This is a genomic window from Capilliphycus salinus ALCB114379 (assembly GCF_047276495.1).
Lineage (GTDB): Bacteria > Cyanobacteriota > Cyanobacteriia > Cyanobacteriales > Microcoleaceae > Capilliphycus > Capilliphycus salinus.
Map to the genome: position 1 here is coordinate 5525798 of NZ_CP178543.1, position 26235 is coordinate 5552032.

Annotated in this window: 19 protein-coding genes and 1 pseudogene; 13 read left to right on the plus strand and 7 right to left on the minus strand. The window is 43.7% G+C overall.

The window, feature by feature from the left end; genetic code table 11:
* Positions 1-88 precede the first annotated feature (88 nt).
* A complete protein-coding gene (locus ACL6C3_RS22360) occupies positions 89-1831 on the plus strand; it encodes a helicase HerA domain-containing protein (RefSeq protein WP_413161271.1) in 1743 nt (580 codons plus the stop codon).
* A gap of 70 nt (positions 1832-1901) precedes the next feature.
* On the opposite strand, the gene ACL6C3_RS22365 is transcribed toward ACL6C3_RS22360, so the two are convergent.
* Positions 1902-3794, minus strand: coding sequence for a chloride channel protein (locus ACL6C3_RS22365; protein ID WP_413161273.1), 1893 nt, complete (start codon positions 3792-3794; stop codon positions 1902-1904).
* Between the two features lie 1623 nt (positions 3795-5417).
* On the opposite strand from ACL6C3_RS22365, the gene ACL6C3_RS22370 reads away from it, so the two are divergent.
* Together ACL6C3_RS22370 and ACL6C3_RS22375 are read left to right on the plus strand one after the other, a co-directional pair.
* Complete coding sequence (locus ACL6C3_RS22370) at positions 5418-5549, plus strand: hypothetical protein (RefSeq protein WP_413168390.1); 132 nt, start codon at positions 5418-5420, stop codon at positions 5547-5549.
* 1005 nt (positions 5550-6554) lie between these two features.
* Positions 6555-7556 (plus strand): RNA polymerase sigma factor, RpoD/SigA family, encoded by a 1002-nt coding sequence (locus ACL6C3_RS22375; RefSeq protein WP_413161275.1) that lies wholly within the window; start codon positions 6555-6557, stop codon positions 7554-7556.
* 504 nt (positions 7557-8060) lie between these two features.
* On the opposite strand, the gene cobO is transcribed toward ACL6C3_RS22375, so the two are convergent.
* Both cobO and ACL6C3_RS22385 read right to left on the minus strand, forming a co-directional pair.
* Entirely contained in the window at positions 8061-8684 is a 624-nt protein-coding gene (gene cobO, locus ACL6C3_RS22380) for a cob(I)yrinic acid a,c-diamide adenosyltransferase (RefSeq protein WP_413161277.1), read from the minus strand.
* A 43-nt stretch (positions 8685-8727) separates the two neighbouring features.
* Positions 8728-10098 (minus strand): diguanylate cyclase domain-containing protein, encoded by a 1371-nt coding sequence (locus ACL6C3_RS22385; RefSeq protein ID WP_413161278.1) that lies wholly within the window; start codon positions 10096-10098, stop codon positions 8728-8730.
* A 447-nt stretch (positions 10099-10545) separates the two neighbouring features.
* Between ACL6C3_RS22385 and glp the strand changes: the two genes are divergently transcribed.
* Together glp and ACL6C3_RS22395 are read left to right on the plus strand one after the other, a co-directional pair.
* Positions 10546-11772 (plus strand): gephyrin-like molybdotransferase Glp, encoded by a 1227-nt coding sequence (gene glp, locus ACL6C3_RS22390; RefSeq protein WP_413161279.1) that lies wholly within the window; start codon positions 10546-10548, stop codon positions 11770-11772.
* Positions 11773-12119: 347 nt separating this feature from the next.
* Positions 12120-12755 carry a response regulator gene (locus ACL6C3_RS22395; protein WP_413161280.1) on the plus strand — a complete coding sequence of 212 codons (636 nt, stop codon included), beginning with the start codon at positions 12120-12122 and terminating at the stop codon, positions 12753-12755.
* A gap of 52 nt (positions 12756-12807) precedes the next feature.
* Here the strand turns inward: ACL6C3_RS22395 and ACL6C3_RS22400 are convergent, their stop codons facing one another.
* From ACL6C3_RS22400 to ACL6C3_RS22410, 3 genes are all read right to left on the minus strand, one after another.
* The gene (locus ACL6C3_RS22400; RefSeq protein WP_413161281.1) at positions 12808-13260 is read right to left on the minus strand and encodes a hypothetical protein; all 453 of its coding nucleotides are present in this window, start codon (positions 13258-13260) and stop codon (positions 12808-12810) included.
* A 140-nt stretch (positions 13261-13400) separates the two neighbouring features.
* Entirely contained in the window at positions 13401-14123 is a 723-nt protein-coding gene (locus tag ACL6C3_RS22405) for a hypothetical protein (RefSeq protein WP_413161283.1), read from the minus strand.
* Positions 14124-14206: 83 nt separating this feature from the next.
* Positions 14207-15046: a pentapeptide repeat-containing protein gene (locus tag ACL6C3_RS22410; protein WP_413168391.1), complete on the minus strand. Its 840-nt coding sequence runs from the start codon at positions 15044-15046 to the stop codon at positions 14207-14209.
* Between the two features lies 1 nt (position 15047).
* Here ACL6C3_RS22410 and ACL6C3_RS22415 point away from each other — a divergent pair, with 1 nt between their 5' ends.
* On the plus strand, positions 15048-15176 hold the full coding sequence (locus tag ACL6C3_RS22415) for a hypothetical protein (RefSeq protein ID WP_413161285.1): 129 nt from the start codon (positions 15048-15050) through the stop codon (positions 15174-15176).
* Between the two features lie 195 nt (positions 15177-15371).
* Here ACL6C3_RS22415 and ACL6C3_RS22420 read toward each other — a convergent pair whose 3' ends face one another.
* On the minus strand, positions 15372-17696 hold the full coding sequence (locus tag ACL6C3_RS22420; RefSeq protein ID WP_413161286.1) for an S-layer homology domain-containing protein: 2325 nt from the start codon (positions 17694-17696) through the stop codon (positions 15372-15374).
* 802 nt (positions 17697-18498) lie between these two features.
* Between ACL6C3_RS22420 and ACL6C3_RS22425 the strand changes: the two genes are divergently transcribed.
* The 7 genes and pseudogenes from ACL6C3_RS22425 to ACL6C3_RS22455 all read left to right on the plus strand — a co-directional run bounded on the left by ACL6C3_RS22425 (position 18499) and on the right by ACL6C3_RS22455 (position 26218).
* On the plus strand, positions 18499-18711 hold the full coding sequence (locus ACL6C3_RS22425; RefSeq protein ID WP_413161287.1) for a hypothetical protein: 213 nt from the start codon (positions 18499-18501) through the stop codon (positions 18709-18711).
* Between the two features lie 20 nt (positions 18712-18731).
* The gene (locus ACL6C3_RS22430) at positions 18732-18881 is read left to right on the plus strand and encodes a hypothetical protein (RefSeq protein WP_413161288.1); all 150 of its coding nucleotides are present in this window, start codon (positions 18732-18734) and stop codon (positions 18879-18881) included.
* Positions 18882-18943: 62 nt separating this feature from the next.
* Positions 18944-20299, plus strand: coding sequence for a P-loop NTPase fold protein (locus ACL6C3_RS22435; protein WP_413168392.1), 1356 nt, complete (start codon positions 18944-18946; stop codon positions 20297-20299).
* Positions 20289-25265 (plus strand): eIF2A-related protein, encoded by a 4977-nt coding sequence (locus ACL6C3_RS22440; RefSeq protein ID WP_413161290.1) that lies wholly within the window; start codon positions 20289-20291, stop codon positions 25263-25265. Before ACL6C3_RS22435 ends, ACL6C3_RS22440 begins: the two co-directional genes overlap by 11 nt.
* Positions 25266-25341: 76 nt before the next feature.
* A complete protein-coding gene (locus ACL6C3_RS22445) occupies positions 25342-25467 on the plus strand; it encodes a hypothetical protein (RefSeq protein WP_413161292.1) in 126 nt (41 codons plus the stop codon).
* Between the two features lie 64 nt (positions 25468-25531).
* A pseudogene (locus ACL6C3_RS22450) lies at positions 25532-25708 on the plus strand (calcium-binding protein); the annotation flags it as partial.
* Positions 25709-25786: 78 nt separating this feature from the next.
* Complete coding sequence (locus ACL6C3_RS22455; protein ID WP_413161294.1) at positions 25787-26218, plus strand: hypothetical protein; 432 nt, start codon at positions 25787-25789, stop codon at positions 26216-26218.
* The last annotated feature ends 17 nt before the right edge of the window (positions 26219-26235 follow it).

Here is a 26235-nt window from a genome sequence, read left to right on the forward strand (position 1 = left end):
ATTAGATAGTAGATAGAGGTTAGCTGGGATTAACACTGTCACCCTTCATCCCGAGTAACTCCCAAAAACACCTGACAGATACAAATCGATGACCACAGAACAACCGCTCGGTTCCGTTATTCAAGGTTCCCTCACCAAAGGATTAGAAGTTCGACTCCATGCAGATATCTCCGTCGAAGATATGAGAGTCGGAAAATTTTTGGTCGTGCGAGGTTTGCGATCGCATTTTTTCTGTCTGTTGACAGATGTTTCTTTGGGAACCAGCAGTGCGCGAATATTAGCCAACCCCCCGCAACCGAGCGACGATTTTCTACAAGCCATCCTCGCCGGAAATAGCACCTACGGAACGATAGAATTAACCCCAATGTTGATGCTAAATCAGGCGGATGTACAATCAGAAGAAGCGGTTCGGCGCCAACTCGAAGCGCAACAACAGGAAAACGAAAAAGATGGTCGTTTCACATTAGCCTCCTATCAAGCCAATACAAACAGCGACGTTCAACTCCTACCGGTGAAAACCATTCCCACCCATTTTTCCCAGGTTTATGAAGCCAGCGAACGGGATTTTAGAGTGATTTTTGGGTGGGAAGATGACCCAAATCGCCGCAATTTTTCCATCGGTCAACCGATTGATATGGATGTTCCCGTTTGTGTGGATTTAGACCGGATGGTTGAACGGAGTAACGGTATTTTTGGAAAATCGGGAACGGGTAAATCTTTTCTAACGCGCCTATTATTGTCGGGAATTATCAAAAAACAAGCCGCAGTTAACTTAATTTTTGATATGCACTCCGAATATGGTTGGGAGGCGGTTTCTGAGGGGAAAAAATTTAATACTGTAAAAGGGTTGCGTCAACTGTTTCCCGAACGAGTAGAAGTCTACACCCTCGACCCCGAATCAACCAAACGTCGGGGGGTTCGTGACGCCCAAGAATTGTATTTGAGTTATGATCAAATCGAGGTTGAAGATATTAATTTGGTTCAGAGGGAATTAAATCTATCCGAGGCGAGTTTGGATAGTGCAAATATTCTTAGAAGCGAATTTGGCAAGTCTTGGATTACCCAGTTATTATCGATGACAAATGAGGAAATTCAACTCTTTTGTGATGAAAGGCGGGGTCACAAAGGTTCGATTATGTCGCTTCAGAGGAAACTGTTGCGGATGGAGAATTTAAAATATATGCGTCCGACTTCTCCGTTTAATTATATCGACCGAATTTTACAATCTTTGGATGCGGGAAAAAACGTGATTGTTGAGTTTGGGTCGCAGTCGGATATGTTATCCTATATGTTGGTGACGAATATGATCACCCGTCGGATTCATGGGTCCTACGTTCGCAAAGCTGACCGTTTTCTGGCGTCTAAAAATCCCGCAGACAGACCAACACCTTTGGTGATTACGATTGAAGAAGCACACCGTTTTCTGGATTCTGCTATTGTTCGTTCGACTATTTTTGGTACAATCGCCCGAGAGATGCGAAAATATTTTGTAACGCTGTTAGTCGTTGACCAACGACCGTCGGGAATTGATGCGGAAGTCATGTCTCAAATTGGTACCCGAATTACCGCTTTATTGAACGATGATAAAGATATTGATGCGATTTTTACCGGGGTTGCGGGTAGTCAAAATTTGCGTTCGGTTTTGGCGAAATTAGACTCGAAACAACAGGCGTTAGTGTTGGGTCATGCGGTACCGATGCCTGTGGTGATTCGTACCCGTTCCTACGATGAACAATTCTATCGTGAAATTGGCGATACCGACTGGGAAGAAATGCCGGATGAGGAAGTGTTTGAAGCTGCGGCGTCGGCGATGGATGATTTGGGATTTTAAATGATATTGAATTGGGAATGGAAAACCCGGTTTCTATTCAGTTACCGGGTTTTTGGAATGTACTCACCCTTCAATTGGATAATGTACCATAGGAAAGCAAAGCGGTATGAGTCGAGACTAAATCGCTGGCTAAACTCATTTTGTTTTTATCCAAAATCCCCATAATTTTTCGGGGGTTATCGGGGTGAACAACGGGAAGCAAATAAATTCCTCGAACTCTCATTTGTTCAAAGGCTTCGCTAACCGAATCATCGGGATAAACATAAAGAACCTCAGAAGTACAAATCTCGCCTATTTTTAAGTCTATTTTTGTTAATATTTCTTCCGAATTCTTGTGTTCGCTTAGGAGAGAATGAAATTGAATCAGATGTCGTTTAATATCGGCCAAAGTAATCACACCGACTAAGAGTTTCTTTTCGTCAACAACCAAAGCGGTATGACATTTAGCTTGAATCATTTTCTGACCCGCTTCAATTAAAGAGGTTGAGTCTAACAGCGCCAAATAATAAAAATCCATTAACGCTGAAATCGGAACCGTTTGGATGATTTCTTCATCGTTTTGCTGTGCCAAATTCATCCCCATTTGTTGGAGATTTAAACCCGCCACCGAACTTTTAGCTTTCACACAATCCACAATCACAATACTCACCCCAACGGCGACCATTAACGGTAAAATAATTAAATAGTTGCGAGTCATTTCAAACAACAATAAAATCGCCGTTAACGGCGCTCTGACACTGCTGGCGAGAACCGTTGCCATTCCGACGGTTGCGTAAGCCGCAGGGGGCGCAATTTCAACTAAATCAGGCGGTAAAATTAACCCCAAAACATGACCGTAAATCGCCCCCAAACAAGCGCCCAAAAACATCGCCGGTGCAAACACGCCCCCGACAAAACCGCTCCCCAAACTAATTGTTGTGGCAATTAATTTAAAGACTAACAGCAAACCCAATAACAGCAGGGGAAACTGTTCGCCTTGTAAAATAATTTCTAGGGTTTGATAACTGACTCCCAAGGTTTGGGGAAGTTTGAAAGCGATTATCCCCAGAAGAATTCCACCGATAGCCGGTTTCAAAATAGGGGGAATTTTACCGAAAAAACCCAAATAGGGAATCTCTCCCTGAAAACAGGCCCGCACCCATTTAATCCCTTGAGTGTATGCTAAAGATACACCGCTTGCGAGTACACCCAAACCCACATAAAATATCCATTCCCAAGAACTAATGACTTGATATTCCGGTAAGATAAAAGCGGGATGTGTGCCTAATAAAAGACGGGAGATAATTGAAGAAAAAACCGCAGACAGTAAAATTAAACTGGTTGCCGGTGCCGTGAAAAATGTTGCTCCGAGTACCACTTCTAAGGCAAAAAAAACACCCGCTATGGGTGCGTTAAAACCCGCAGCAAGTCCGGCGGCCGCCCCCGCCCCCAACAGCAACCGATAACGTTCTTGGGAGACTTGAAAAAGCTGTGCGTATAATATCCCCACGTGAGAACCAATTTCTACACTGGGACTTTCTGGCCCCAATGATGCGCCGGTTCCTAAAGAAATGGCTGCGGCTAACATTTTAATTAAAGGTCGCAATGGGGTGATATTTTGGACTCTGGCGTTGGTTAATAAAGCCGAAAAATCCTGTCCTAAAATCTTGGGAAATAGCCAGCGCATTACCCCGATAATTAAACCGCCAACCAGGGGAATTAAGCCGAGGGTCCACGCTCCCCAGGTGTAAATTTGGCTCATTAATCCCTCGAAACTCAGGTGATAAAAGAGGTTGATTAGGGTATGAAATAACACCATTAATAGTCCCGAACCCCCTCCAATTAATAGGGCGGAAATGAACACCAGCGACTCGGGAGACGGACGCCAACGGTTTAAAAAAGGATTGCCAACCGGGGAGAGGGAAAGGATTTTGGGTTCGGAAGTCACGGGAAGTTTGGGAGGAACAGGGGTGGTAACAGTCATCTTTTTAAAAGCATTCTCAAAAATAGAGTAGGCAACAGTTTATCTGGCAAGAGTCGAGAATTTTCTGTAGGGTTTAAAATACAGAATCAGTTGATGTCCTAATATTAGCTTTGAGGGCTATAAAAGGAATATGATTAAACGGAGATTTTTTCTTCATCTTCCAATATCCCCCACCCACAAAAAGCGAGTTGGGGGTACTTTGTTAAACTGGGGATGAAGTTTATAGGAATTTGACAAAAAATTGACTCTATCTCCCCTCTTTTTTGTTTAAACTTTTGCCTTGATTTCTCTCGCTGAGATTGAGAGGAATCAAATCGGCGTGATTAGGGGTCGAGGCTCTAGGTCGGCGGGTTATTCGCAGTCTCTACACTGGGACTGAGATTGCCACACACAAACCACCACTGCATCGCATTAGAAACGAGTGGCTGAACTGAGAATCAGCCGCACCAGAATCTAGAAAAGTTGATTCGTATTGTCCTATTCTTGATTATAATTTAACTTAAATCAGAGCAATTTGGCAACCCAATTCCGGACGAATTTTTTGGCGGTTCTGGCTTTCGGTTTTCCTCACCTGGGGCGTTGGTATCCGGACAATTTGATCGAGACCTAACATTGAGTTTCGACCGGAGATTGACCAACACACAGTTATCCTTTCAACCGATGGGGTTTTCCGGTCGAATTTCGCCACCGAATAGCTTCTCGAAAATCTATGGCAATCATAATAGATTTACCCTCAATTCATCTGTGGGATTGAAAATTATTTAAAACCGCAGAAGTCCACCGCCAATTTCAAACATTTAAACCCCACAAACCCGACTTTTGCCCGAACACCAAGCTTCAGGTTTCTACCGTGCAATTTTCCGAACATCCGAGCCGCAAGCCCCAATCAGGTCTTCCCAACCCCGGTAATTCTCTCGCCATAGATTAAGAAATACCAAAGTGCATCCAATTTTACGATTAGTTGCGGTGTATTATACCACAATACAAAAACTGTTAATCACTTTCAGACTCAAATGACAATCCAAGACACCTCGAAATCCTTGCTGATTCCGATTTGGCTCGGGATTGGGGTAGGTGTCCTCCTGGGGGGACTCTTACCCGCACAGGGAGAATCGGTGGCTCTTTTAGGAGAATTGTTGTTCAATGACCTGTTAATGCTGGTTATTCCTCTGGCGATCGCATCGATGATTGGTTTGATTTTAGTCAATATGATTAATCCCGGTGTAGCCGGGACCTCAGAAGCGGTCCTCACCGGGCGGGGTGGACTGCTTCCCCAGACCGGTTATAGCATTGGTAATCATCAACTGATCTTAAACGGCGATCGCTTTAAACGCGCCTGTAGCGATCGCGATCGACGGGTGATTGTTTTGGATCAAAATCCAATTCAAGCTAATATTCAACCGCAAAAATTAATCCGGGATGAGACGATCGCAATCTCTCAATCGGTAGATGAAACCGAAGCAGAAATTACACTTAATTGTAGGGGAATCGGAGTGAAAGTTAATTGGATCTGCGCCACCAAAATTTCAGGAAAAGATCGGCGAGCAATTGTTGATCTTCTCATGCGAAGTGATTGTCAGTTTACTGCCTATTTTTTTGACGGCCACATTAGCCGCCATTGCTGTGGCTGGAATTCCGGAAGCGGGACGGGTGACGATGGTGATTATATTAACAGCGATCGAGATGGCGATCGAGGGAATTGGCTTGATTCTCGCTCTGCGCTTGGTTGTTGGAGCGCTGTGGGACAAGGATTAACCTCTGGGGTGAGGGAGTGGGAGGCGGTGTGATTGAACGTTATGAAGCAAAAAAACAATCTCAAACGTTCAAAGAACACATCTATCTTCGGTTTCGAGTGGTTTAGTCTGTTTGCAAGGACAGAGCAACAAGATCCGAAAAATTTCCACTTTTGGCAAGTCAAAAATACAAAATATAGGGTACAATGCTCTTTTCTACATGAATTCGGATCGGGTGCTTGCCTTTTGTCCTCTGTTCGTGGTTTTTTCACCCTGTGGCAATGATCAAGTACAAATTCAACCGTTTAAACTCTATCGGACTCAGGAAAAGACAAATGGAAATCCTTAAGTGTTGATTGGTCGAGTTGCAGAGGATGAAGTTCTTCCTCAACCCGATGGCAATTTTTCGCAATCAAAGTTACCAGACCGGGGTAACAATTTATTGAAGATCAGTATAAGCACAGATGCTTGTCGGGAAAACAAGGAAAAAAGAGTTCGGTTTTCTCCTATTCATTCCTCTGATAGATTTCAAGTTTTTCTGGGCATGATAGTAAGTAGAGATAGAAAATGATTAACAAACCAAATCTAACCATGAACAGCTTGACTTTGACCCCATAATTCATGTAATAATGTAAAAGGAAGTAAAGGAGCAATGGATTGAGGGTTGGAATAGGAATCCAACCGAGCGAAAATTGGGGGTTGTTACAGTCGAATAGCTTCTCGAAAGTCGAGGAACAATCATACTTGTGAAGCAAAAGTCGATAACCTGGTGATTGTCAATTGAACTAATAGCACACGATTATCGTCTAATAGATAGAGTTTTACGATAAAGGGAGGGAACCTGATATACTATCGCAACCTGTCGAGCGTTCCGGCTCCCCTGTCAAAACATTGAGTAGAAATCCCACAGGGTCAGACTTTCTACCAGTTCCAAAGAGAACACACTCTTTCAATAAACCTACTCATTGTTGAGTCGGGTAGACTCACAACCAATTTTGATTCAGTTAAGGGAGTTTAATTTTAAACTATGGCTAAGGTAAACAATCTCAAAAAAGATCAAACTGGCAAACGGAACACTCGACCTGGGGTTTCAGCGGATACAGTGCGGACTTATCTGCATGAAATTGGCCGTGTTCCCTTGCTCACTCAAGAGGAAGAAATTCATTACGGTAAGCAAGTCCAACAGATGATGAAACAGTTGGATGAAAAAGAAAAGCTTGAGAAAAAATTGGGTCACGAACCCTCAAAAACCGAGTGGGCGGCTCACGTTAACATGAGCGAAGATGAACTCGATCGCGTTTTAGATTGCGGTCGTCGCGCCAAACAAAAAATGATCGAAGCGAACCTTCGTTTGGTGGTTTCGATCGCCAAAAAATACCAAAAGCGCAATATGGAATTCTTGGATTTAATTCAAGAAGGAACCCTCGGTTTAGAACGGGGTGTCGAAAAATTCGATCCCATGCGGGGGTACAAATTCTCCACCTACGCTTACTGGTGGGTACGACAAGCCATCACCCGGGCGATCGCTCAAAATGGTCGCACCATTCGCTTACCGATCCACATTACCGAAAAACTCAATAAAATCAAACGAGTTCAACGGGACTTAGTGCAGAAATATGGTCGCAACCCGACGCCGACCGAAATTGCAGAAGCATTGGAATTAGATCCGTCTCAAATTCGGGAATATTTGCTCGCTTCTCGCCATCCCATTTCGTTGGATCTGCGGGTTGGGGATAACCAAGACACCGAACTGCAAGAACTGCTTGAAGACGAAACCGCTTCGGCTGATAGCTACGTTACCCACGAACTTCTGCGTCAGGATCTCAAAAGCCTGATCGACGAACTGACCCCCCAACAACGGGAAGTGATTCTGCTTCGCTACGGTTTAGAAGACGGTAAAGAACTGTCTCTGTCTAAAGTTGGCGCTCGCATGAACATTAGCCGCGAACGGGTACGTCAACTCGAAAATCAAGCCCTCAACCACCTGCGCCGTCGGAAGTCTCAAGTGCGAGAATATCTCGCCAGCTAGTTAGAGGGAATTAGGTTTTTATCCCCCCATCGCCCCCCTTAAAAAGGGAATCCCCCCATCGCCCCCCTTAAAAAGGGAATCCCCCCATCGCCCCCCTTAAAAAGGGGAATCCCCCCATCGCCCCCCTTAAAAAGGGGAATCCCCCCATCGCCCCCCTTAAAAAGGGAATCCCCCCATCGCCCCCCTTAAAAAGGGGGGTTTTTGTTTGTGTTTTTTAACGGCTTTTTCTCGACTCCGGGGCGGGTTTACGTAATATCATATCCGGCTAATCAATAATTATTCTGTAGGGGCGCGCCTCTGCCAAAATCTATACTACCACTGACAGATTTAACTAAACCCGCCCCACCCCACCAACACAGTTAAAGCGTAGGGGCGCGCCTCTGCCAAAATCTATACTACTACTGACAGATTTAACTAAACCCGCCCCTACGGTAACTGTAAAACTGGTAACTGTAAAACTGGTGACTGGTGACTGTAAAACCCTGCCCCTACAATACTGCTAAACTAATACTCAATTCCGGGTTGCGCTTTAACGCCTTGTTCGCGGAAAGGATGCTTAACCAGGGTCATTTCTGTTACCAAGTCAGCCCGCTCAATTAACGCCTCCGGAGCGCCCCGACCGGTTAAAATAACGTGAGTATCTTCCGGCTTTTCTGCGAGTCCCGCCAACACCGTTTCAACGGTCAGATAACCCAATTTCATCACCACATTAACTTCATCAAGCAACACTAACTTATACTCACTATTGCGGATGTAAGATAAAGCCATTTCCCACGCTTGTTGAGCTTTTTCGATATCGCGGGTGCGATCTTGAGTTTCCCAAGTAAACCCCTCTCCCATTGCATGAAACTCCAACTGGTCCGACCAACGGCTAAAAACCGCTTTTTCTGCGGGTTCCCAAGCGCCTTTGATAAACTGAACAATAGCGACCCGATAACCGTGACCAAGCGCGCGCATCACCATCCCCAAAGCTGCGGTTGTCTTTCCTTTCCCGTTTCCGGTGTTAACGATAATTAACCCTTTGGTTTTCGAGGCTTTGGCGACTCGTTGTTCTTGAACTTCCTTGCGGCGCTGCATTTTCTGGCGATATTGTTCGGGGGTTAATGTTGTATCCGTTTGAGAGTCCATCACTGTTATTTTTTCAAATTCGGTTAAACTACTATCATAGGTTTTAACCCTCTACTATGCGATCGCGTCCTTGTTTTTTCGCTTCATAAAGTGCAGCATCCGCCTTTGAGATTAAAATCTCACATAAATCTTCTGCTTGCGGAACTTGAGAAGTTACACCCAAACTCAACGTCACGTATTCACAGACGCTAGAGTCTCCATGAGGAATTTGCAGTTGATGAATTTCTGAACGAATTAATTCCGCCACTTGTTTGGCGCCTTCTATCTCCGTATTGGGTAAAATTATCGCAAATTCTTCTCCGCCATATCGAGCCACAAAATCAGCCGGACGCTTGACCGCTTCCTTGATCGCTTGGGCAATTTTTCGCAAACAGCGATCGCCCGCTTGATGTCCGTAGCGATCGTTATAGTTTTTGAAATAATCGATATCTGCTAAAATTAAAGATAGAGGCAATTTATCCCGTTTGGATCGGTTCCATTCCTGTTGTAAATAGTGATCGAAAGCCCGACGATTTGCCACTTGAGTTAACGGATCGGAAATCGCCTGTTGATAGAGGTTTTGACTGGTTTGATTGAGCAACATTTCCCATTCTTTGCGTTCGGAAATATCTCGAATGGTCACAGCGAACCCCTCACCATTTTTGACCGCAGTGATTTGATACCAATGCTGGGGGAGATTCAGCCTTTCCAAATGCAACTCTTGATTCCAGGTTTCTCCCGTTTCTACCACTCGAACTAACTGGTCAAATAGATTGCTGTCAATTTGATCTATCATACTTTTTAGTAGGCGTTGACCGACTAAAGAATTCGCGGGTTGACCGATGAGTTGAGCGACAACTGGATTCGCTACAACACAGCGAAAATAGGCTATCTTTCCCCAGCGATCGCGAACCGCTTTAAAAGCAGCAATTCCATCGGGCGAACTATTTAAAACACTCGCCAACAGCGCCCGAGACTCGCAGAGAATTTCTTCGACGTGTTGACGTCGTTCAATTTCTCGGGTTAGCTGCATTTTTTGACGTTTAAAGGCGAGTTGATTTTCGATACGGGTCACAATTTCTTCAATGTTAAAAGGTTTGTTAATATAATCAAAACTACCCACAGGCAAGGCTTTGATTTTTTCAAAAACCTCCTGTAAACTGCTCATAAAAATAATGGGTATTTCAAAAGTTTTGGGGTTGCTTTTTAGATGTTTAAAAAAGTGATTTCCTTCCATTCCCGGCAGAAAAATATCTAATAAAATTAAATCGGGAGAAGAATATTCAGCTTGCGCCCGTGCCGTTTCTAAATTTTCCGCCTTGATGGGAAGATAACCAGAATTGGTTAAACTTTCGGCTAAAAGGTTTAAATTTTCCCGCGAATCATCAACGATTAGAATGCGACCCAGTATGTTTTTATTGTTTGAATAAATCATAACGATCTCTTGCACCGCTTATCAGTTTTAAACTTGTTAAAATCACACTTTTTATACAAATCAAACATTCGGATTCAATCCGATCAAACCTACTGAAAACCCGCTCAAATCCTGTCGAACAGTTTTTAAAAACAGAAAAAAGAGTGATCCCAGTCTCCGAAGACCAGAACAGACTGAGGGAAAAAATATCAAAAGTTGACTCGGAGGGGACGAGGGAAAATTTAACCCAAAATTTCAGGGAGGTCTAGACTGAATAGGCGGCTTAATCTACCTTTATTATGACAAAATAGATTCAAGCTGAAAAGGCATTCTAAACAAAAGCCTGACAACGGATGAAAAAAACAGGGTCTGATGGCGATCGCAAAGTATAGCTATAATAACAGTAAATTGTGCTTTGGGAGTAACGGGGAACGCTTAAAATAAAAAAAAACTGTTTCTCGAACATCGATGTTACCTGTTGACCAAGCCGAATCAATCATCTTAGACCTGATCCAACCCTTAAAAAGTCCCTCGGATATCGAAACCGTTGATCTCCAAGACGCCATCGGACGAGTATTAGCAAGTCCTGCGATCAGTAGTCTCGATTTTCCCCATTGGGATAACTCCGCGATGGATGGTTATGCTGTCCGTTATGCGGATATTGAAGGATGTACATCCGATCATCCCCAAACCCTAGAAATTATCGAAGAAATTCCCGCCGGATCTCAACCCCAATATACCCTACAACCCGGAGAAGCGGCGCGGATTTTTACAGGGGCTTGTTTACCGGAGGGGGCGGATACTATTGTCATGCAAGAAGACACCCAACGCCAAGGAAATCAGGTTAAAATTTTTAACTGTCCTCAACCCCAAGCCTTTGTGCGTCGTCAGGGTAGTTTTTACAAAGCCGGAGACTTGTTATTAACGCCCGGAATTTTGTTAGATGCGCCCGATATTGCAGTATTGGCGGCGAGTCAATGTGTAAAAGTTCCGGTTTTTCGTCGGGTGAAAGTGGCGATTTTTTCCACAGGGGATGAATTAGTAACACCCGATCAACTCTTAGGTCCGGGACAATTGGTTGATTCTAACTCTTATGCGTTGACGGCGTTAATGTTTAAAATGGGCGTTAAACCGATTAATTTGGGAATTGTGACCGATGATCCCCAAGCGTTAAAACAAACCATTTCTCAAGCCATTTCTGAGGCGGATCTGGTGCTTTCTACGGGGGGGGTTTCGGTGGGAGATTACGATTATATCGAACAAATTCTCACAGAATTGGGCGGTAAAATTCATATTCAGTCTGTGGCTATTCAACCGGGTAAACCGTTAACGGTGGCAAAATTTCCCCATTGTGTTTATTTTGGTTTACCGGGAAATCCGGTATCGGCTTTAGTTACCTGTTGGCGGTTTATTTTACCTGCGATTAGAAAACTTTCGGGGTTAAAATCAGAAGATTATCAACCGGTTTTTATTAAAGCGCGATCGCAAAGTCTTTTACAATCTAAGGGAAAACGAGAAACCTATCTTTGGGGTAAACTTAGCGTTATTAACGGTGAGTATAGCTTTCAACTCGCACCGGGAACTCATAATAGTGCCAATTTAGTTAATCTCGCCCAAACCACAGGATTAGCAGTTTTACCGATTAATTGTACACAAATTCAGGCGGGAGATTTTGTTAATGTTTTACCAGTCTAAGCCTTTATTCAGTCACCGTAGGGGCGGGTTCGGCGAAAACCTATCTTACCCAAAAATAACTTACATAAACCCGCCCCTTTTCAGTGACCAGTTTTGTAGGGGCGGGTTCGGCGAAAACCTATCTTACCCAAAAATAACTTACATAAACCCGCCCCAACCCCCGATCAGTTTTTCCCCGACACCGGGGCGGGTTTATATCAGTTGTCTGTGGGAGGTTATAAATCAATTCGGAACCCGCCCCTACACCCGACTGTTGCCTTTTGCATGGTTGCCTATTCCCTGTTCCCTGTTCCCTGTTCCCTGTTGCCTGTTGCCTGTTCCCTGTTCCCTTAAAATAGGAGTTTGATATGCGTGTTTTAATTGTTGAAGATGATCCGATGATGCAACTGGGTTTAGAACAAGTTTTATCCGAGTGGACGGATATTGATTTAATTGGGGTGGTTGATGATGGTTATTTGGGCGTAGAAACGGCTTTAAACCAACAACCCGATCTGATTTTAATGGATATTGGTTTACCTCGAATGGATGGAATAGAAGCCACCCAAAAAATTAAGCAGGCTTTACCCAAAACTCGTATTGTGATGTTAACTTCTCATACCGCTGAAACGGAAGTGATCGCGGCGTTGTCGAGTGGGGCGGATGCTTATTGTATTAAAGGGGCGAGTGTTGAAAGGCTTTATGGGGCGATCAAAGCGGCGAGTGAGGGGGCGACTTATCTCGATCCCCAAGTGGCGAAATATCTGGTTAAACATTTACAACCGTCTACTCCTCAAAATGATTGTAAAAATAGCAATTTATCCCCCCGAGAATTTGATGTTTTAAAGTTGATGGTCGAGGGGAAAACGAATGTACAAATAGCTGAAGAATTATATTTGAGTCCGAATACGATTAAAACTCATGTTCGAGGAATTATGAATAAATTATCGGTGGACGATCGCGTACAAGCTGCGGTCACTGCACTGCGGTCGGGGTTGGTGAATTAATCGGATTTTCAAAGGGTTTAAACTGGGGTGTTCTTCTCTACTTTAATGGGGATCAATTCTTGCCATCTATTGGCTGATAATCCGTGCAATCTTTGGCGTTTTCGCTCAAAACGATAGAGGGCTGAACCGCACATTTAAGATGAAGATTATTATTAAAATATTGACAATTTGCACAGGGAATTTTATTGAAGGGCTTGGTTATCGAGAGATTACTTCTCAGCAGTTTTCTGGCTTGTAACTGCTTAATAAACACAACAATAAAAGCGATTCCTAAAAAACCCGAGGCGAGATAGATTAACCCCAGTCCTTGCTGAGATGCAGAAGTTGGGTTAACGGAGTCTTCTGTTAGCGGAACTTCCTGTTGTAAAATTGACTCTCGCGAGTCTGCTTTGTAATAGCTTACGGCTTCGGAATGAGAGATTAACATACTAAAGGCAAAGGTATTTCTATTGGTGGGGCTATTGATATTATACTCAGTATTAGACAGTTGTCCGGACACCTGCATCCTTCTTAGGGAAGAATAATGATTTGTCTCTAGATCTGCAAAAAGACGGGTTGGTTCGTATTCAGAAAGAGGGAAATTTGTCCTCTATTCCCCCTTTCCGGTCATCGCTGAAAATTTAAGACAGATTTAATCTTCTCGATCTATGTTGGACGGGGAGAAGATTGAAAAAATTTTCGGCGACGGTGGCGTTTTTTGACAAATAAAAAAATCCCGTATAAAATTAGAGTTTCCCCTAAAAGTTCGGAGAATTCCTCAATTGCAACTCGAACTTTCTCGGCAAAAAACAAAATGAAATCATGGTCAAATAATAACCCGACAAACAGCCGAAACCAACCTTTAAACAGTTCCGCACCCAATCCCCCGACAATTAATAAACCGAGTCCAAGCAACACAATTAACATTTCCTGACGGTAGACTCGCCACAACCTGCGAACATCTTTGTACCAAACCAGAGGAGTCATCGAAAAGACACCCAAATAAATTCCCATCCAGTCTCCTTTTTCGATCCCCGCAAACCAATCATCCAATTGCAGATGAATTTCAAAGATTTCATCCAGAGTCGCGTAAAGTAATAAAATCGCGATCGCCAACTTAAACCCCGCAGAAGGCGGTAATTTTGAACGGGGTTCGGTCACTAACAAAATCAACGCGATCGAACCAATTCCAAACAAATAAAACGCCTGCAAAAAAGAAGGAATCGTCATTTGACCATTCATGTCAAAAGGCGGATAGGGTTCGCCCGTTAACAAGATGCTACCCAGATAGATAGCCACAATGACAAGTTCAAACCCAATTACACTCACTAAAATCGCAAAGCTAGAGGGTTTTAGAGGAAGTTGTTTGAGTTTCTTGATCTTGTTCACAGTGGTGAGCAAAAAAAATACAACTTTCCCCTCTACAAATTCTATTTTGTCGATTCCTGATCGCGAGCAAAATTTATGGCGATTTATTGCGGATGTACCGAACCATCGGGTAAAATAGCACCGGCGAGGATCGTCCCGGTCAGTTTAACCATGATCCGATCGCCCATTCCGACTTTCGCCCCGGTTAAGTTGGCGCCCCGCAGATCCGCCCCGCTTAAGTCGGCACCGATCAAATTGGCCTCTTGCAAATTGGCATAACGCAGGTCCGCTTGCAGGAAATTGGCCCGAAACAAATTCGCCTTGTACAAACAAGCGCCATTCAAGTTGACTTTGTGCAGGAAAGCATCGCTCAAATTCGCGTGGCTCAGATCCGCACCGGTCAAATTCCGCCCCGAAAAATCTCTTTCTTTAAGATCAGCCCCTTTCAGGTCAACGCCGCTCATATCGGGCGCGTGAGGCCGCTGATAGGCACTTTTGGGGGGATAGTCCGCTTGAGGGGGTTGGGGTTGGGGTTGGGGTTTCGGTTGAGGTTGGGGTTGGGGTTTTGGTTGGGGTTTCGCTTGCGGTGGACGGGAAGTCGCCGACGCCGCCGGACGATAATAGGTTTTCGCCTGGGTTTGAGTCGAGGACGCCGAATATCGGGTTGTGGTTTGTCGGGTCGATGCGGTCGTCGAATGCTGACGGGTAGACTTATATTGAGAGGTTGTGCTACGTTTTAAAATTGAGCGCAATTTATCTCGCGCTAAGTTAATCTCCTTTAGCTTATCTTCTGCTATTTTTCGTAATCGCTGATTATCTTCGGGAATGCGATCGGGATGCCAAATAAACGCCAAGTCCTTGTAAGCCTGATCGACCACTTCCAGAGTGGCACCCGGCTTCAGTTCTAACACGCGATAGCAATAGTTTAGTTCGCTTGGAGTCATCATGGAAGTGGCAGAAGTCACTCAAATTTCGATTTGGGAGTTTGGGCTAACTGCATTTTCAGGAAACCTTTGCAATTTTAGCCCGGAGATTGGGGTAAAACCCGTTAACGGTCATGGAGACATTGGGTAAGATTGCCTGTACGGTTGCTGGAAACACAACTCTCACGCATTGATCGTTGCATCTATTCCCTGAACAAGTTAGGCTTGTTAAACTATTTTAACGCCTTGTCGGAATATAACAGTGTGGATTCTTCCCAATAAAGGAAAAAGTATTCAACAGATCAACTTTAATTTTTGTGCGATTGTTGACGATTTTCTGATTTCTTTATCTCCAAAATAGACCTAAACCATTATGAACCCTGGCGGCTGTATCCGGTGTTCGGTTCAGTAAATGACCGCCTAAAATCAGGCTAGTCGAACTTCCACCATCTAAGTTTAAACCCGACCCCGCCCCAAGTTGCTGTATCAGTTTTGCCAATTCGGTTAAATCAGGCCCCGGCCCTCCCACACGGTTGTGAACGGTTACAATCAATAAATTACCGTTGGCGTCAACTCCAATGGCGCTGCGAATGGCACGCTGTTGGGAAAACCAAATATTAAACCCTTCCGCTTCGGGATCAACAACAATTTGATTTTGTTGTAACAAGAGCGGCCCCGCACCTAAAATGTGAGGATATTGGTTAAACTCCGACGGTGTTGTTTTCGCTGCGATCGCAATTTTAGCACCAATCGGGAACGAACTCACAGCGCTTTTAAAAGATCGAAAGCTGAGTATATAACCCCCCGTCGGGATCGCGATCGGGGTTTTATCGTCTGTGGCTTCTATTTGACGAGTGATTTGATTATTTTCAACAATAATTAACACTTCATTTAAGGTTAGCGGGGTGTAACTGCTTCCCCAGTCGGTTGTATAACGGGCTATTCCGGCTTTGACATATCCGGTATTTAACAAATCGATTTCAAATTCCCGTCCGGTAGAAAGGGTCAAGGTTTCTATTAATTTTAACCTTGCCATTTTTATCGATCCCGCATCATTCCACGCCATCGATCCCCGGTTCAGGATCGGCCCGGATAACCATTGATTATCTTTGCGAATTGCCCCCAACGGCAACAAATTATTCCGGTTAAAATATCCCCCATTAATCGCCGCCAAACTTCCCCAAGTCTCGGTAATTTTAGATAAAGAAGCGGTTCCTTTCATTTGGGTTTTATCCGTCCAAATCGGTTTGAGTTTTAATCCCGAATTGGGCTGAACTTCTAACCAAACCACCGGAAATTTATCTTGATTTAACGTTAAATATTCTTGTCGCCAATTTAAACCCGTACTCCAGAGAATTTTTCGCTCAATTAACGGATCTTTTCGGATTTCTATCCCGATGCGATTTGGATCGGTCAAGGTAAAAACTTTGATCCCGTAACCGTCGGGTAATTTGCCTTTAATCGTTGTTTGGGTTTCTCCCACTTTCACCACCGGACGGGGAATTTTTGCCTCAGTTCCGCCCGTTTCTCCTTCGTTTTTTTGGTCTTCATTCGGTTCGGGAATATTCGACTCCGGGGGCGTTTCTACAAAGCGATCGGCGATAGATTTATCAACGATAGCATCAACCACAATTTCCCAGTCTGAACTGAGTTCGTACAACTCCCAAGGTGTCGGTTGGTTTAAATCAATCATCATCCGAGAAACCTCGGAAAATTCTTCATAGGTGATATTATCAACTTGACCGATAGCCGAGAAAATATTTAAAGTATTACCGTCGATTTCCACTTCCCATTCTGCGGTTTTAGCCAGTTCATCAATATTGAGATAACGGTAGTCTAAATCGAATTTAGATTGAATCGAATAAGGTAGAGTTTCGGGAGAAAACCAGTTAACCGGTTGGCGATAATTGTCCGAGGTATTTAACGGATTCATTCCCAAAACTAACATCATCCCTTTATCGCTAATTCCCGTTAAAGTTGAACCGCCAGAATTCCATTGACCCCAGGCGGCTTTCCATTTCCAACCTCTACCATTAACCGATATATGAGTTCCCGTGCGAACAATTCCCGGTTTTGTCGGTTCAACAATATAAGGAGAAGCCAAAGGTAAAGCTTTTCCCAGAAACACTAACGCTTGATAAATTATTGCGGCTACTTCCGCCCGAGTAGCGGGTTGATCGGGATCAAAACGTTCGCTTTGGGGGTAAGTTACAACCAGTTTAGATTCAGTTGCGCCCGCAATTGCGCTAACAGCATAGTTGGGAATTGTAGCCGCATCCGTGTAAATTTCAGCCAAAGAGAAAGCGGTCGGTTTGGGAATATTTAAACCCGCCACCAAAGATAATAAAACCTGAAGGCGGGTAATCTTGGCTTGGGGTCGAAAGGTGTTATCAGGAAAGCCAGAAATAAAGCCAGCTTCGTAGGCGTTCTGAATGGCAGAAAACGCCCAAAAGTTGGTTGACACGTCTTTAAAGGGAAGATAAGCCCGTTTGGGAGGACGTTGGAAGGCGGCCCGCAATAGGGCGGCATATTCGGCACGGGTGAGGGTTTGTTCCGGTCGGAAGGTGCCATCTCGAAAACCGCTAACAATAGCTTGGCGTTGTAGGCGGTTAATGAAAGAACGCGCCCAATGTTGGGTAAGATCAGGAAATGGGGGTTGAGGATTAACCATAATTTGTTGAGTATGCAGGCAACATCTAACGATCTAAACATTATTTTTCTTTTCCAGATCCTAGAAGGGTTGATCCGCATCAAATGTATCGACAAATGGCGAGTAAATTTTCTTTACAATTGGGGTAATCAGTCTCTTTAAGATGGGTATTTCCCTCACCGTCAATGTGCTTCAAACCAACTGCATCTATAGCGAATTATCGAGTTGGGGATTATAGAATTTTGCCCAGATCCGATCCTCAACTGCACACCCTCGATAAATCAAGCTAAAATTCAAGATAAATTTCTACAGCCTCCTTCTCCTCCGGAGAACCCGGAACGTTCTGTGTAGCCTCCATCGGTTGAGGGTTTTGACAACCGGAGTCTCCCTCCGACACCATTTCAGTTAGGCTTCAGTGAAAATCAGGTTTTAAGCCTGTATAGCTTTTAACTGTTAACCCTTTATTGTCTTTCTCAGACAAATTTATTCCCCACGAGGTAGGTAATCCCTACTCGGGTTGTAGATTTTGGCCGTTTTTGAGAAAATCAAGCCTTTCCGCGTTTTCACTGAATTTTCACATCAACTCGGATCAAACTTGGTAAATTTTACCGAATTTTTACAAATTTTAAGCACAAGATTCAAGAGGAGTCAAAGATGAAAGTCCAAAAGAAAAAATCAGCCAATCAAGCCTTCTTGGTGCATGAAAATCCTCCGATCCTGTCTATAAAATCCTCCAGTTTTGACACGATTCTCCGGTTTTCTTAAAAAAATCTGAGAAAAGATAAATAACACAAAAAAGATTGCTTTACGGATAGAGGGCTTGATGATGAACTTAGATGTAGATGATGCGTTTTGGTCGAGTGATTCCGAGTCTATTGCTCGATATATTCACGATCAAGTTGGTCTTATTGAAGATTATGATTGTGAGATGGATTGGAGTTTAATAGAAAGTATTTTTGCAACTCCGGTTGCGGTGACTCCCAAATTAAAATGGTTAAAAAAGTTATTGGACATGATAGAAATGACTTTTGACTAGGATTTCTACAACCGGAGTGAATGATTTTCAGCCTGGTCATTCAAGTCACCTTTCCCCCGTCAAAGTTCCTAGACTTAACGGGGGCTTTTCAATTCATTGACACCCACTTGTTAAAATTGAATGGGTTGGCTCGTGCGATCGCCAGTGGGAAGCCTCTCGAATGCGGTTAATTTTCCAGAAGTCACCCACAGAAGGCAGAATGGAAAATAATGTTTAATTGCTTGGGGAACCGATCATGCTCAATCTCAGTAAGTTTTTTCGGGCTTGCAGTCCCGCCTATCGGTTGGATATGTCAAAGCAAGAAGATCGTCAATATTATATCGATTTTGCCAGCGTGCGGGGTAGCGAAGTCATTAAAGAATTGCGGCGATCCATTACCTTATCGGCGGAAGAACCCACTTGTCAGTTATTTACCGGACATATTGGCTGTGGGAAATCAACCGAATTATCCTGCTTGCAATCTGAATTAGAACAAGAAAATTTTCATGTTGTTTATTTTGAGTCTTCCCAAGATTTAGACATGGCTGATGTTGATATCAGCGATATTTTACTGGCGATCGCTCATCAAGTTAGCCAGAGTTTAGAAGCATCTGGAATTCGGTTAAAACCGACTCGTTTTCAAGAATTGCTCAAAAGTGCGGCCAATCTTTTAAATGCGGATATTACCGGAATCAAAGGTAATATTCCGATGGTCGGAGATGTGGGTTTTAGTTCCCAAGAAGATCAGTTTGCCCTGTCATTTGGGATCGGAGAAATCACCGCCAAAGCTAAAAATAGTCGGGATGTTAGAGCGTTATTAAGGCAACATTTAGAGCCGAGAGTTAGCAAAATTATCGAAGCAATTAATAAAGAATTGATCGAACCCGCTCAAAAACAGCTAAAACAAAAAGGAAAAGCCGGATTAGTCGTTATTATTGATAACTTAGACCGGATCGATAATACTTCTAAACTTTCTACCCGAACTCAACCCGAATATTTATTTGTAGATCGGGGGGAACAATTAAATAAACTCAAGTGTCACGTAATTTATACCATTCCTTTAATTTTAACCTTTTCTAACGACAAAGAAACCTTGAGTAATCGCTTTGGTTCTCCGGCGAAATTATTACCGATGGTGCGAGTCACCGAAAGAAATGGTAAGGTTTGCGAGAAAGGGATAGACTTATTGCGACAAATGGTTTTAGCGCGAGCATTTCCTGAGGTTGAACCCCAAAAGCGCGTGAGTTTAATTCCCGAAGTTTTTGAGGAATCTCAGACGTTAGATCGGTTGTGTCAGGTGAGCGGGGGTCACGTGCGAAACTTGTTAATTTTGTTATCAAATTGTATTCAAAAAGATGATCCGCCCTTTTCTCACAATTTAATTGAGCGGGTAATTAGCGAACGTCGCAACGAATTAAGCAAAGCCATTACTCCCAGTGAATGGGAACTGATTAGACAAGTGGCTAAACATAAAGCGGTTCGGGGAGAGGATGAATATCAAATCTTATTAAGAAGTTTGTTTGTCTTTGAATATTGCGACGAGCGTCAGGGAAATTGGTTTGATATTAATCCAATTTTAGCTGAGGCGAAGGAACTTAATGATGTCTGATGTTTATCAACCGGAATCTGTCACCGTTCACAATCAAAATTCAATTCACCAACTCATCCGTGCGATGCGTTTATCTCAGGGTGAGTTTTCTCTGATTTTAGCCTGTTGTAGCTATAAAATTGTCGCCGATCGCATCATCGAAGAAGTTCGGAATCGCTGTTCGCTGCGCTGGCGAGAAATCGTTTTAGACGCGAAAACTCCCACGCTGTTAACCACTTTAATCGAGCAAATTCAGGGAGAAAAACCCGATGCGGTGATGGTTTTTGGGTTGGAATCTGTTGTTGATTTGGATCAGTTTTTGCTCGCGGCTAAACGCAATATTGAGGAGTTTAATAACTTTTCGTTTCCCGTGATTTTATGGGTGACGGATGAAGTTATACACAAAATGATTCGGCTGGCGCCCGATTTGCACAATCGAGCCACCAGTATTGAATTTTTGATTGAAACCGATGAGTTAATTTTATTTCTGAAATCAACCGTTGACGATGTTTTTCAAGCGGTTTTAGCTTCCCCCGAAAATCTATTTTTAGAAAATACCGCTTTTCAGTTAGAAACAGGTTCATCTCGTCGAATTGAACTGCAATCAGCCCGCAAGCTTTTGAAACAGCGGGGGATTAAGTTAGAGACGGAGTTAGAAGCCGGTTTAGAGTTTGTTTTGGGTCGAGTTGCTGATAATACGACAGAAGAATCTCGACAACATTATGAACAAAGTTTGGCTTTATGGCAACAAATAGGGAACCTAGAAAAACAAGGTCATTTATTCTTTTATTTGGGTTCTTGGTGGCTGAATTATGCCATTCGACAACCCGCTCAATACGAGTCTGCTTGTCTGAGAGCGAAAGAATATTTTACCCGCTGTGTTAATGCGTTTAAAGTTGAAAAAAGACTCGATTTGGTGGCGAGATTTATTAACTTTTTGGCGGAGGTTTTACACCGTCTCGGCGAGTGGGACTCTTTAGAAAAATTGGTGGCAAAACAACCTAAAATCAATGCGCTCTGGCTGCATAAAAAATATCCAAATTTGTTTAGATCGGCTCGCTGTTATGGTTTTTTAGCCGAAGTTGAACTCGCCAAATTTCAAGGCAATAATGTTATCTTTTGTTGGCAAAATTCCGAGACAATCCAACGGGCGAAACGCTTTGCAAAAAAAGCCTTAGATTTGCTCGATGAAGCCAAAAACCAGGTGAATGATTGTACCGTAGATCCCGAATCTTTTTTAGATTGGGAACGCTCTTTTCACCAAGGATGGTATTTGTTTTCTTTGGGAAAAGCACAGCAACTTTCCGGTCAACTTCAAGCCGCAATTACCACTTTAGAAGAGGCCAAAGCCATTACTCAACCCTATTACGATCCCGAACTTTATATTAAAATTTTATCTCAACTCCGTCAGTGCTATTTTCAACAAAAAGACTATTTAATCGCCTTTAATATCAAACAAGAACAACTCGCGATTGAGGGTCAATATGGTTTTAGAGCGTTTGTGGGAGCGGGTCATTTGCGCCCCAAACAACAAGTCACAAATTTAACCCGACCCCTACACAAATCACCGGGAATGGTTGCGCCTGAAATTTACGCTTCTCCCCGACAAAATGATATTGATTGTTTGGTAAAACGCATCCAACGAACCGATCATAAACTCACCATTATTCACGGACAGTCCGGCGTCGGAAAAAGTTCACTTCTGCAAGCGGGATTAATTCCAACAGTTATACAAACTTCGATTGATTCTCGTCGGGTTGTACCGATTTTACAGCGAGTTTATACCGATTGGATTCAAGAGTTAGGAAAAAATTTAACCCAAGCTTTAAAAGAAACTCAATCCTTTAAAACCTTACCCGAATTAAACAGTTTAGAAAAGATTCTGAATCAGTTAAAAGCCAATTCAGATCGGGATTTAATGACCCTGTTAATTTTCGACCAATTTGAAGAATTATTTTTTACCTTACAAAAACCCCACCAACGTCAGACTTTTTATCACTTTTTAAAATCCTGTTTGGATATTCCCTATGTAAAAATCATTCTCTCTTTGCGAGAAGACTACTTACACTTTCTCTTAGAATGCAACGAGCGCCTGGTCAGCTTAGACATTGTGGGGAATAATATTTTAGATCGCCGGGTGCTTTATCACCTCGGAAATTGGCAACCCGAACAGGCTAAAGCTTTAATTCAAAAAATAACAGAAACCACTCCCTTTCAATTAGAAGAACCGTTAATTGATCGCATCGTTCACGATTTATCTGAGGAATTTGGAGAAGTACGACCGATTGAATTACAAGTCGTGGGAGCGCAACTCCAAGCCGAACAAATTACCACCCTCAAACAATACCTACAACTCGGTAAAAACCCCAAAGCAAAACTCGTTAATCACCATCTCGAAGATGTCGTTAAAGACTGCGGACGGGAAAACAAACGGGCCGCCGAATTGGTCTTATATTTGCTCACCGAAGAAAACGAAAAACGACCCCTGAAAACCCGAACAGACCTGGAACGAGAATTAAAAGTTTTAGCTCAATATCCCCTGGCAGAACTGGAAAGACTCAACTTAGTTTTAGAAATATTTGTTCGCTCTGGATTGGTCGTTTTACTCAATAAAATTCCCGAACATCACTATCAACTGGTTCACGATTATTTAGTTACTATTATTCGCCAGCGAGAAGGAGCAAAATTCATTTCCGACCTGACAAAAGAACGAGAAAAACGGAAACAACTGCAAAAATGGTTTACCGTTGGTTCGGTTATCGTCAGCGTGGTGATGGCGGTTCTCTCGGGAACGGTAATGTGGAAATGGTGGGAAGCCGAAGAACAAAAATCTCAAGTCGAAGAACAAAAAAGAGAAACCACTTTAGCCAAATTAAACGCCACCTATCAACTGTTGCGTTTGGTCGAAGAAAATCAACTCGATGCTTCGGTTAAAATCGTCAGAGCGGGTCAACAATTACAACAGATTGATCGAAAAAACTGGTCGGAAACCGAACAAGAAACCCGGCGTCATTTGTGGAGGGCGGTCTATTTTACCGCCGAACAAAATCGCCTAGAAAATCATCAAGATAGCGTTTTAAGTGTCAGCGTTAGTCCTCAGCGTTTAATTGCTTCTGCGAGTTCCGATCAAACGATAAAATTGTGGAATAAAAACGGTAAACTTTTAAAAAATTTAAAGGGTCATCAAGATACAGTTTGGTGCATTAATTTTAGTCCAGATTTATCCCCAGATCGTCAAATTTTAGCTTCCGCGAGCAAAGATAAAACCGTTAAAATCTGGAGTCTTGAGGGACGTTTAATGATGACTTTACGCGGACATCAAGATGAGGTGAAATGGGTGAGTTTTAGTCCGAACGGTCAGTTGATCGCATCGGCGAGTCAAGATAAAACCGTTAAACTTTGGAACCGAAACACCGGAGAATTATTACAAACATTTTTAGGACACCAAGACACCGTTTTAAGTGTTAGTTTTAGTCCCGACGGTCAATTGATCGCTTCTGCGAGTCAAGATAACACCGTTAAAATTTGGAACTTGGACGGAAAATTAATTCAAACCTTAAACGGTCACAATGATGAAGTTTGGACGGTAAATTTTAGCCCCGATGGAGAACTGATCGCCAGTGGAAGTGATGACTATACGATAAAATTGTGGAAACGCAACGGTTCGACTTACGAGATTTTTAAAACCTTAAAAGACCATCAAGCGCCGGTGAATAGTATTAGTTTTAGTCCCGATGGTCAATATATGGCGTCCGGGAGTAGCAACGGTGAAATTAAACTTTGGGCCGGCGATGGGACCTTAATTTCCACCCTCATCGGTCATGGCGGTGCGGTTAACCAAGTCACCTTTACCCCAGACAGTCAAACCCTCGTTTCTGGGAGTAGCGACTGGACGGTGAGGTTGTGGAGTCGCTCGAATATTCCCCCAAAAGTCTTTCAACCCGAATACAAGGTGTTTGGTTGGGGGGCGAGTTTTAGTCACGATGGGAAAGCGATCGCCACACCGAGCGATAATAACACGTTTAGAATCTGGAATCCCACTCAGGGAACCCGACAGTTAACGGTTCGCGGTCATCAAAACCAGGTGACGGGTATTAGTTTTAGTCCCGACGGTCTGATCGCCTCGGCCAGTCTCGACAAAACCGTTCGACTTTGGCAAACTGATGGTAGACCTCTGCGGACGTTGCTCGGACACCAACAGGGGGTTAGCGATGTCAGTTTTAGTCCGCAAAAATCCCAGAGCGGTCAGTTAATTGCTTCGGCGAGTCTCGATAAAACCGTTAAGGTGTGGCGATCGGATGGTAAGCTGCTTTATACCCTCAGACACGATGATGCGGTGACGAGCGTTGATTTTAGTCCGAACGGTCAAATGATCGCCTCGGCCAGTCGGGATCAAACCGTTCGACTCTGGAATAGCCAAGATGGGACGCTCATTGCTCAATTATCGGGTAATCGTAAGTTTTCTTCTGTCAGTTTTAGTCCGATGGATAATCATCTGATCGCCGCCGCCACCGATGAGGGTTCGATTAAACTCTGGCGATCGCAAAATGGAGACTGGCAGGAGATCTCGATTATAACTCCGATTGGAGCGCATAAAAAAGCCGTTTATCAAATCAGTTTCAGTCCCGATGGTGAAATTCTCGCCTCCGCCAGCGAAGACGGGACGGTGAAAATTTGGGATCGAAGCGCTAGGCTGTTGTTGACCCTGCAAGAAGGCGCAAACCGGGTGGAATGGGTCGGTTTTAGTCCGTCAGGTCAACTGGTTTCCATCGATGCGGCCAACCGGGTTAGTGTTTGGAATATGGATTTTCAGGAGTTTTTTGAAAATTCCGACATTGACCAGTTGTTAGAGCAAGCTTGCGATCAAATCGGCGATTATCTTCAATATAATCCTAAAGTAGACCCGGAAGACAAGCGGCTTTGTGTTTCGGTTGAACCCCAAGTCTTTTCGCAACCGTCTATACTGACAGCTAAGGCCGATTCGTGAGTTGATCAAACATCAACTGCGATCTTCTGTTGATTGGTTCGTGCAATTCTTCCCTTATTCCCTCTCTGGAGCGATTATGACATCAGTAGGTGTAGTCCCAGGCGATAGTAATATTCCCCGTTTTCTCATCCCCGAACCCACACCCACACCCACACCCACACCCGGCGAAGAACCCTCACCCGGCCCCCGAAATTTCCTTTGAAGATGCCAGACGCATTGATGATCCCGATGGCGATACTCTGCGAGGAACCACAGGCGCCGACTTACTGGTTGGTAATATTGGCCCCGATAGTATTTATGGAACGGGGGGACGGGATACTATTTATGGACGTGGCCCCGATGATACCATTGATACGGACGATTCTCTGCGGGGAGATGAGGGTAACGATCTAATTTTTGGAAATCAAGGCGAGGACACCCTAATTGGCGGTGAAGGCGATGATACCATCTACGGAGGTCAAACCGGGGATTTAATTTATGGCGCTGATCCCGATGATGAGGAAGAAACCGACGATCAAGAATTGCTTTTTGGTAATTTCGGTAATGATACGATCATTGGGGGTATAGATGATGATTGTCTCTACGGAGGGGTAGAGGATGATAGTCTGATTGGTTTTGATGGAGATGATTATCTTTCCGGCGATCTCGACAGCGATACTTTGTTTGGCGGTGAGGGGGAAGATTCTTTTGTGATCGGTCGGGGACCCACTTCGATCGCCCGCCAAACCGATTTTATTCTTGACTTTTCCCCCGAAGATGATGATGAAATTCTCCTCACCGATGATCTGCGTTTCTCAGATTTGGAAATTGAAGATGCAACTATCGATGACATAAGTGGCGCTTTGATTCGGATTGATACCGATAGTAATACCAATGAATTGTTTATTGGGTTTGTGGTTGGCCTCAGTGAAAATGATCTTTCATCGGGTGATTTTCGCACGCTCGGTGAATAAGTTGTTAAAATCAGTTA

Bases quoted from the DNA above. Each gene is read 5' to 3' on its own strand.
- ACL6C3_RS22400 (WP_413161281.1), bottom strand. From the start codon at position 13,260: ATGCAGGTGTCCGGACAACTGTCTAATACTGAGTATAATATCAATAGC.
- ACL6C3_RS22445 (WP_413161292.1), top strand. From the start codon at position 25,342: ATGACATCAGTAGGTGTAGTCCCAGGCGATAGTAATATTCCCCGTTTT.
- ACL6C3_RS22365 (WP_413161273.1), bottom strand. From the start codon at position 3,794: ATGACTGTTACCACCCCTGTTCCTCCCAAACTTCCCGTGACTTCCGAA.
- glp (WP_413161279.1), top strand. From the start codon at position 10,546: ATGTTACCTGTTGACCAAGCCGAATCAATCATCTTAGACCTGATCCAA.
- ACL6C3_RS22360 (WP_413161271.1), top strand. From the start codon at position 89: ATGACCACAGAACAACCGCTCGGTTCCGTTATTCAAGGTTCCCTCACC.
- ACL6C3_RS22410 (WP_413168391.1), bottom strand. From the start codon at position 15,046: ATGACTCCAAGCGAACTAAACTATTGCTATCGCGTGTTAGAACTGAAG.
- ACL6C3_RS22375 (WP_413161275.1), top strand. From the start codon at position 6,555: ATGGCTAAGGTAAACAATCTCAAAAAAGATCAAACTGGCAAACGGAAC.
- ACL6C3_RS22430 (WP_413161288.1), top strand. From the start codon at position 18,732: ATGATTTTCAGCCTGGTCATTCAAGTCACCTTTCCCCCGTCAAAGTTC.
- cobO (WP_413161277.1), bottom strand. From the start codon at position 8,684: ATGGACTCTCAAACGGATACAACATTAACCCCCGAACAATATCGCCAG.
- ACL6C3_RS22395 (WP_413161280.1), top strand. From the start codon at position 12,120: ATGCGTGTTTTAATTGTTGAAGATGATCCGATGATGCAACTGGGTTTA.
- ACL6C3_RS22385 (WP_413161278.1), bottom strand. From the start codon at position 10,098: ATGATTTATTCAAACAATAAAAACATACTGGGTCGCATTCTAATCGTT.
- ACL6C3_RS22420 (WP_413161286.1), bottom strand. From the start codon at position 17,696: ATGGTTAATCCTCAACCCCCATTTCCTGATCTTACCCAACATTGGGCG.
- ACL6C3_RS22415 (WP_413161285.1), top strand. From the start codon at position 15,048: ATGGAAGTGGCAGAAGTCACTCAAATTTCGATTTGGGAGTTTGGGCTA.
- ACL6C3_RS22440 (WP_413161290.1), top strand. From the start codon at position 20,289: ATGATGTCTGATGTTTATCAACCGGAATCTGTCACCGTTCACAATCAA.
- ACL6C3_RS22425 (WP_413161287.1), top strand. From the start codon at position 18,499: ATGATGAACTTAGATGTAGATGATGCGTTTTGGTCGAGTGATTCCGAG.